Consider the following 7,369-nt stretch of genomic DNA (forward strand, 5'->3'; position numbering starts at 1 on the left):
CCGTGCAGGACCGGGCGCCCAGTGGGGAGCCTTAGAATTTGCCACGAATGCCGAAGGACAATGTCCGGCCGTTGAAGAAGCTGTTGTCGCGGCGCGACTTGCCATTGCCCTTCGGACCGTCCGGATCCTCATAATAGATATAGCTGTTGACGTTTGTGATGTTAAGCGCGTCGACGCGCAGCTCGATAGCGTCGTTGATCTTGTAGCTCATCGTCGCATCCAGAAAACCCTGCGGCGAGTTATACGGTATCTGGTCGTTGCCATTGTTGATATTGGTAATCCCGCTGCGCGCCCGATAATTGTAGGAGCCGCGCAGGGCGAACGGCCCCTTTTCATAATAGGCGGTCAGACTGTAGGACGTCTTGGGCACCAGCGCGACAGAGACGCTGGTTCCGTCGCTGGTGACGAAATCATTGCCCTGCGTGAACACTTTCGTGAAGCTGGCGATCGTGCCCAGACCGTCAAAAGGTTCGGGCAGGAAGGTGAAGGATTGCTGATAGGCGAACTCCAGCCCCTTCAGCGTGATCGCGCCCTGATTGATATAAGTGGTCCGCCGCAGCAGGAAATCGTCGGGAATATTGCCATCCGGATACCCCAGCGCGATGGCGTTGAAAGCGCTGTCTGGCAGACCGGTCGATCCCAGCGTGACCAGATCGGTAATCGCCGTCGCCGTCCCCTTCAGCTTCTTGTAGAAGCCGCCGACGCTCAGCAGGCCGCCCTGATTGAAATACCATTCCAGGCTGCCGTCGAACTGGGTCGCGACCTGCGGGCGCAGGTTCGGATTGCCGACGGTGATATCGCCGTTGAAGACGTTGGGAACCAGCGTGCCCGACGCGATATTGGCCAGTGCGGCGCGGGTGATCGTCTTGCCCGCCGATGCGCGCGCGACCAGCTTGGGCGTGATGTCGAAGGCCAGGCTGGCCGAAGGCAACCAGTTGTCATAGCCGCCTTCCCGGTTCTGCGGCGCGAAATTGCCGCCGCCCGTACTGAGATAATTGTCGATGATCGTCTTCGTGTCGGAATAGCGCATGCCGATATTGCCGCGCAGTTCATGCCCGCCAATATCCATCTTCGCATTGAGCTCGATCCAGGCCGACGTAACCTGCTCTTCGGCCGTGAAGGCCGAATTCAGGCGCACCGGCGCCGCCGCATTGGCCCCGTTGGCGTCGAGATAGCGCATCACGAAAGACCGCGGGAAGGTGGCGAACTGCGAGGGGAAACCGGCATTCCCGCCATTTTCCAGCGCACCATATTGGACATAGGGATTCATGTAGGAATAGACGTCGATCCCCGCGAGCTTTGCCGCCGCGATGCTGCTACCATCCTGGAGCGAGATGCTCTTGGTGGTGTCGACGCGGCTTCCACCCGCCAGCGCGGACCATTCCACCCCGCCCCATTCGCCGGCGTCCCAGTCCAGCTGGATGCGCCCAGTCTTCTGCTTGTCGACTTCCCGATTGAGCGAGAAGCCCAGCGCCGGGTCGGCATAGACGCGCGGGTTCGTGACATCGACCGGCGTGGTTATCGTGGGATAGGTGACGTCACCGGTCGGGTCGAACCTGGCCTCCACCGCATAGAGGTTCGACACGATGCGGTTGGCGGTATAGCGGGCATCGCTCTTGCTCGCATTGATCTGCGCCGACAATTTCAGGCTGTCGGTCAGGTCGTAGACGCCTCTGATAATGCCATAGGTAAATTTGGTCCGTGCATCGCGGAAGAAATTCTCGTTGATGAAGCTGGCATTGGCGAAGGTGCCGTAAAGATTATTATATTCGTCGATCGACACGTCGATCGGCACCAGTCCCGAATTGGTGCCGCGCCCCGGCAGGGAGGTCGTGCCCGGCACGGTGCGCGAATTGCGGACGGCGACACCGAAGGTAAATTCGTCCGCCTGATCCTTGAGGTCGGCATAGATGCCGTCGACACTAATCTCCAGCCGGTCGCTCTTATATTGCAGCGATCCGACCATGCCGAGCCGCTCTCGCTCGTTATTGGAGGAAAATACGCGGAAGAAGCGCGGCAGATAGGCATTGGCCACCTGGTCGCGGGTCAGCCCACCCAGATTGGCGCGCGGATCGTTGAAATTGAGGTCGAAGTTGAACGGGCCGGTGGTGTTGGGCGCAGGCGCGGGCGTCGCATAGGCACGCGAGGCCAGCGCGGAGCTGTTATAGCCACCGGTCGACTGGAATCCTGATCGTTCGTTGACGCTGCGGGCATAGGCGACGCCGAACAGCGCACCGAAATTGCCCCATGTATCGCTCAGCATCAGGGATGCGCGCGGCGTCCATTCCTTCGACTGGCTGTTGTAGTTGGCGGAACCTGCATAGCGGATGACACGCCCCTTACTGTCGAACGGACGCGGCGTCTGAAGGTCGATATTGCCGCCGATGCCGCCCTCTTCCAGATTGGCGAGCGGCGATTTGTAGATATCGACGCGACCGAACAGTTCGGACGGGAAGACATCGAAATTGAAATCGCGGGTCGAGGTGCCGACATTCTGCGACGATGTGGTGCGCACCGGCGCGCCATTGATCGTCGTCACCGAATATTGCGAACCCAGACCGCGAATGCTGATCCGCTGCCCTTCATTGCTGGCGCCGTCGCGGCTGAGAAAGACGCCGGGAATGCGCTGAAGCGATTCCGCGACATTCTGTTCGGGGAATTTGCCGATATCCTCCGCCACGATAGAATCGCGCACGCCCACGGACTCGCGCTTCAGGTCGATCCCCTTTTGCAGGCTGGTGCGGAAACCGGTGACGATGATGTCAGCGGCCGTCGCCTCCTGTGGCGCAGCGGATTGCGGCGCGGGCATCGTGGCTGCGGTCTGCGCCGACACGGATGGACAAATCGAAGCGATCGCCATCGCGCCCATGCTGGTTACGGCAGTGTGAACCCACCTTTTCATACATCCTCCCTCCATGCACGATTCGTGTCATGTGAAAGAAGTTATCATATAACCTTACAGGAGTGTCAATTGTCGGACTTTTGTCCCAGCTCCGCGTCGTCGGCTTCGGCAATGGAATCGCTCAGTTCGGAATGGCGATGGAGACTTTCCAGCATGTGCGCACGTGCGGCAGCCCGTGCCTTCTCGATATCCATGCGGATGATGGCGTCGAGCACCGCATCATGCTCGTCCCGCACCTTATCGGCATAGGCGTGGTGCGCCGCGTCCGACTGATCGCGCAGATAGAGGCTGCGCGGCGGCACCAGCCGGACGCCGAGAAAGTCGATGAAACGGGCGAAATAATCGTTCCGCGTAGCCCGCGCGATCGCGAGATGGAACTGGCTATCCGCCAGAGCAGACGCCGCAGGATCGTCACTGACCTCGCGCATCTGCCGCAGTGCGGCGCGCATTGCGGCAATATCCTCCTGCGTCCGTCGGGCGGCCGCCAAGCCCGCCATCTCCGTTTCGATCGCCAGCCGCATCTCCAACAGCTTGATGACGTCGGACAGTTCGGACAATTCCTCGCGCGTCACCTGAAACGCGCGATAGCGCGCATTTTCAGACACATAAACGCCGGAACCCTGCCGCGCCACGGCAAAGCCCTGCGCTTCCAGCCGAGCCACCGCTTCGCGCACCACGGTGCGACTGACCTCCTCCGTCTCGGCAATATCCTTTTGCGAGGGCAGCTTGGAGCCGGCCGGAATTTCGCCCGAAACAATCTGTGCCTCAAGCTTGGAATAGAGAATGTCCGCGAGCGAAACGGCCTTGGTCATGTACAGATGCTTTCGTGAATCACGGCAGGAAGGATGAAACTGTCCTGCAAATCTACCGCAAGGCCTTGGCAAACGACAGACGCTAATTTATCAGCTTATCATATAAATTTGAGAGGAGACGCGGCATGGTTCGGGTTACGCACGGAGTTTGGCGGACATCGCGGTGCGCGATCGGCCTTGCCGCCCTGCTTGCCGTGACGAGCGGCCTGGCCGCGCCGCCGATGCCGGTCGACAAACCGCTTCCTCCGCCCCCCAGCCGGGTCGCGGCCGCCGTCGCGCAGGTCGCCGCCTATCGCTACGACGATCTGCTCTGGGAAAATGACAGGACGGCCCATCGCATCTACGGCCATGCACTGGAGGCGGCCGAACCGCCATCGGGATCAGGCATCGACAGCTGGGGCAAGAATGTCGCCTGGCCCTTTGCCGACAGGCAACTGCGATCGGGGGACCAGCATGGCTATCATGGCGAGGGGCTGGACTTCTACAATGTCGGCACCACGCGCGGCGCGGGCGGCCTGGGCATCTGGCATGACAACAAGCTGTGGACGTCGCGCAACTATGTCCGCTCCCATATCCTGAAATCCGGGGGCAAGACGGCGGACTTCACCGTCGACTATGCGCCCTGGCCGGTGGATACCGGCCGCAAGGTGTGGGAGACGCGCCGCTTCACCCTGCCGCTCGGCACGCATTTCACCCGCATGGTGTCGACGCTCCAGTCCGACAGCGCCGCTCCGCTGATTGTCGGGATCGGTGTCGGGAAACGCACAACCGGCGCGCGCCACGGCGAGGTGACGGTCGATCGCACGAAGGGAATGATCAGCTGGTGGGGGCCGGACGATGGCGATCACGGCCGCATAGCCATCGCCATCCGCGTCGACCCCGCCCGCATTACCGAAATACGGCAGGATTTCGACAATCATCTGATCCTGCTGACCGTAAAGCCTGGCGAACCCTTCGTCTATTATTCGGGCAGCGCCTGGAGCCATGGCGAAGGCGGCTTTACCAGCCGCGCCGCATGGGACGCCTATGCCGCCCAGCCCCTCGACTTCAGCCTGCCCAAGGAGTGATCATGTCCCCCATGCTGGATCGCCGCGCGATGTTGACCGGCGTCGCCGCCGGAAGCGCAGCCCTGTCTGCCCTGCCCGCCCTTGCCCAGACGCAAGCTCCGGCTACCTCCGCCGACAGCGCGGACGACCGTGCCTATATGCTCGGGCTGCTCGAACGCATGGCCACGCCCATCCTGTCGCGGATGGCGAAGGGGCGCCTGCAACAGCAATGGACGCCCGAACTCAGCCCGACCTGGGACGGCCGCAATCCCAAGGTCGCCTATCTGGAAGCCTTCGGACGATTGATCGACGGAATCGCGCCCTGGCTGGCCCTGACCGACGACAGCGGTGCAGAAGGACGATTGCGAGCGCAAATGCGGAGCCAGGCGCTGGAAAGCTATGTCCATAGCGTCGACCCGCGCAGCCCCGACTATCTGTTGTGGAGCAGCGAAGGGCAGGCGCTGGTCGATTCCGCCTATTTCACCAGCGCGCTGCTGCGCGCGCCACAGGCCTTGTGGGAACCGCTGGATCGCAAGACCAAGGATCGGATCATCGCCGAGATCCAGGGGCTGCGCCGCGTATCGCCGCCTTATACCAACTGGCTGCTGTTCGCAGCGATGAACGAGGCTTTCCTGCTGTCGGTCGGCGCGCAATGGGATCCGGTGCGCGTCGACATGGCGGTCCGCAAGTTCGGCGAATGGTATGTCGGCGACGGCTGGTATGCGGACGGCGTCCATTTCCATTTCGACATGTATAACAGCTATGTCATCCATCCGATGCTGACCCAGATATTGGAAGTGCTGGTCCGCACAGACGCACGATTCAACAGCCTGGGGGCAAAGGAGAAGCTGCCGGTGCAGATCAAGCGGATGCAGCGTTTCGGCGAAGCGCTGGAGCGGATGATCGGGCCGGACGGCGCCTTTCCGCCCGTCGGCCGGTCGCTCACCTATCGGACGGCGGTGCACCAGCCCCTGGCCTATCTGGCATGGCGCAAGCTGCTGCACGAGAAGCTGCCCGAAGGCCAGGTGCGTGCCGCGACGCTGGCGACGCAGCGACGCATCTTCGCCGACCCCAGCAATTTCAACGCGGACGGCTTCCTGACCATCGGCTTTGCCCAACATCAGCCATCGCTGGGCGACGTCTATTCCAACGCCGGCAGCATGTACATCACGGCCGAAAGCCTTCTGGCGCTGGGCTTGCCCGCCGACGACAGCTACTGGACCGCGCCCGCCCAGCCCTGGACGATGCGCAAGGCCTATGGCGGGGAGAATTTCCCCAAGGACTATTATGTCGACTTCTGACCGGTCACACCATCTTTCCACATATAGAGGACGTGACAGCCGACGTCTTGGCCGGGTGGGCGAGGATGATCGCCCCCCCGTCAGCGCGACCGCCGACAATCCAAGGGCCATGGCGAGGCCCTGGGACGATTGCCGCGGACGGCAGCGGGCGGTTCGGCGTCGTATCCTATCCGTCGCGCGCGACTTGAAAACCGGCGAAGGACTGGCTGACCGGCATCAGTTCGATGCTGTTGAAATTAAGGTGAGGCGGCTGGCCCGCGACCCAGAGCAGGGTCTGGGCGATATCCTCCGCCGTCATCGGATTGGCATTGCCGTAGAGCGTATCCGATGCCGTCTGGCTGCCAGTACGCACCAGTGTGAATTCCGTTTCGACCATACCCGGTTCGATCGAGGCGACGCGCACGCCTGTCCCATGCAGGTCTGAACGGAGGCCGAGGGAGAATTGCTTCACGAACGCCTTGGTGCCGCCATAGACATTGCCACCGGCATAAGGATAGGTCGCAGCAACCGAGCTCAGGTTGATGATCGCCCCCTTGCGTTCGACCAGACGGGGCAGCAGTTTGTGGGTGATCGCTACGAGGCCGCTGATATTGGTGTCGATCATCTGCTGCCATTGCGCGAGGTCAGCCTGCTGACCGGGCGCCGTACCGAGCGCCAGCCCCGCATTGTTGACGAGCAGGTCGATACTTTGGAAAGCCTCCGGCAACGACGCCAATGCTTCATCGATCGCCGCTCCGTCACGCATGTCGAATGTAAGAATCTGCATCTGCGGTCCGATCTCCGCAGCCAGCGCCTCCAGCCGGTCGGCGCGGCGACCGGTGCCGATCACCTGCCAGCCCGCCGCCGCAAAGGCACGCACGGCAGCTTCGCCGATCCCTGCGGTGGCTCCCGTGATGAAGGCCGTCCTGTTCGTCATATTTGCTCCTATTCCAAATCGCCGCCCGCTACGGGCAGCACACTCCCCGTCACATAGGAGGCTTCGTCCGAAGCGAGAAACAATATCGGACCAACCTGCTCCTCCAGCGTGCCATAGCGCCGGAAAAAAGCTGGAATCCGTAACCTGAGCGACGACATTGCGCATCCAGATATCTTCCTGCGCGCTATTCCCTTCCGGGTTGCGGGGGACGCGGCGTTCGGGCGCAGCCATGCCGCCCGGCGCGGTCGCGACGACGCGGATACCCTGGGCGGCATATTCCATGGCCAGGCTCTGAGTGACGGCGTTCACCCCGCCCTTGGCCGCCGAATAGGGGACGCGATGGATGCCGCGCGTCGCGTTGGAGGAGACATTGACGATCGTGCCGCCGCCCC

Annotated in this window: 5 protein-coding genes and 1 pseudogene; 2 read left to right on the forward strand and 4 right to left on the reverse strand. The window is 62.1% G+C overall.

All coding sequences use genetic code 11. The features are described 5' to 3' along the window. Nucleotides 1-31: 31 nt before the first annotated feature. Both DM806_RS09335 and DM806_RS09340 read right to left on the reverse strand, forming a co-directional pair. Nucleotides 32-2,902 carry a TonB-dependent receptor gene (locus DM806_RS09335; protein ID WP_179042954.1) on the reverse strand — a complete coding sequence of 957 codons (2,871 nt, stop codon included), beginning with the start codon at nucleotides 2,900-2,902 and terminating at the stop codon, nucleotides 32-34. A 65-nt stretch (nucleotides 2,903-2,967) separates the two neighbouring features. Continuing rightward, complete coding sequence (locus DM806_RS09340) at nucleotides 2,968-3,714, reverse strand: FadR/GntR family transcriptional regulator (protein WP_179042955.1); 747 nt, start codon at nucleotides 3,712-3,714, stop codon at nucleotides 2,968-2,970. A gap of 125 nt (nucleotides 3,715-3,839) precedes the next feature. On the opposite strand from DM806_RS09340, the gene DM806_RS09345 reads away from it, so the two are divergent. Together DM806_RS09345 and DM806_RS09350 are read left to right on the forward strand one after the other, a co-directional pair. After that, nucleotides 3,840-4,781: a DUF4861 family protein gene (locus DM806_RS09345; protein WP_179042956.1), complete on the forward strand. Its 942-nt coding sequence runs from the start codon at nucleotides 3,840-3,842 to the stop codon at nucleotides 4,779-4,781. A 2-nt stretch (nucleotides 4,782-4,783) separates the two neighbouring features. Next, a complete protein-coding gene (locus tag DM806_RS09350) occupies nucleotides 4,784-6,061 on the forward strand; it encodes a DUF2264 domain-containing protein (protein WP_179042957.1) in 1,278 nt (425 codons plus the stop codon). 166 nt (nucleotides 6,062-6,227) lie between these two features. Here DM806_RS09350 and DM806_RS09355 read toward each other — a convergent pair whose 3' ends face one another. Together DM806_RS09355 and DM806_RS27220 are read right to left on the reverse strand one after the other, a co-directional pair. After that, nucleotides 6,228-6,977, reverse strand: coding sequence for an SDR family NAD(P)-dependent oxidoreductase (locus DM806_RS09355; protein WP_179042958.1), 750 nt, complete (start codon nucleotides 6,975-6,977; stop codon nucleotides 6,228-6,230). 8 nt (nucleotides 6,978-6,985) lie between these two features. Further along, nucleotides 6,986-7,369 (reverse strand): annotated as a pseudogene (locus tag DM806_RS27220) (SDR family oxidoreductase); the annotation flags it as partial.

The organism is Sphingobium lactosutens, from assembly GCF_013393185.1.
Taxonomy (GTDB): Bacteria; Pseudomonadota; Alphaproteobacteria; order Sphingomonadales; family Sphingomonadaceae; genus Sphingobium; species Sphingobium lactosutens_A.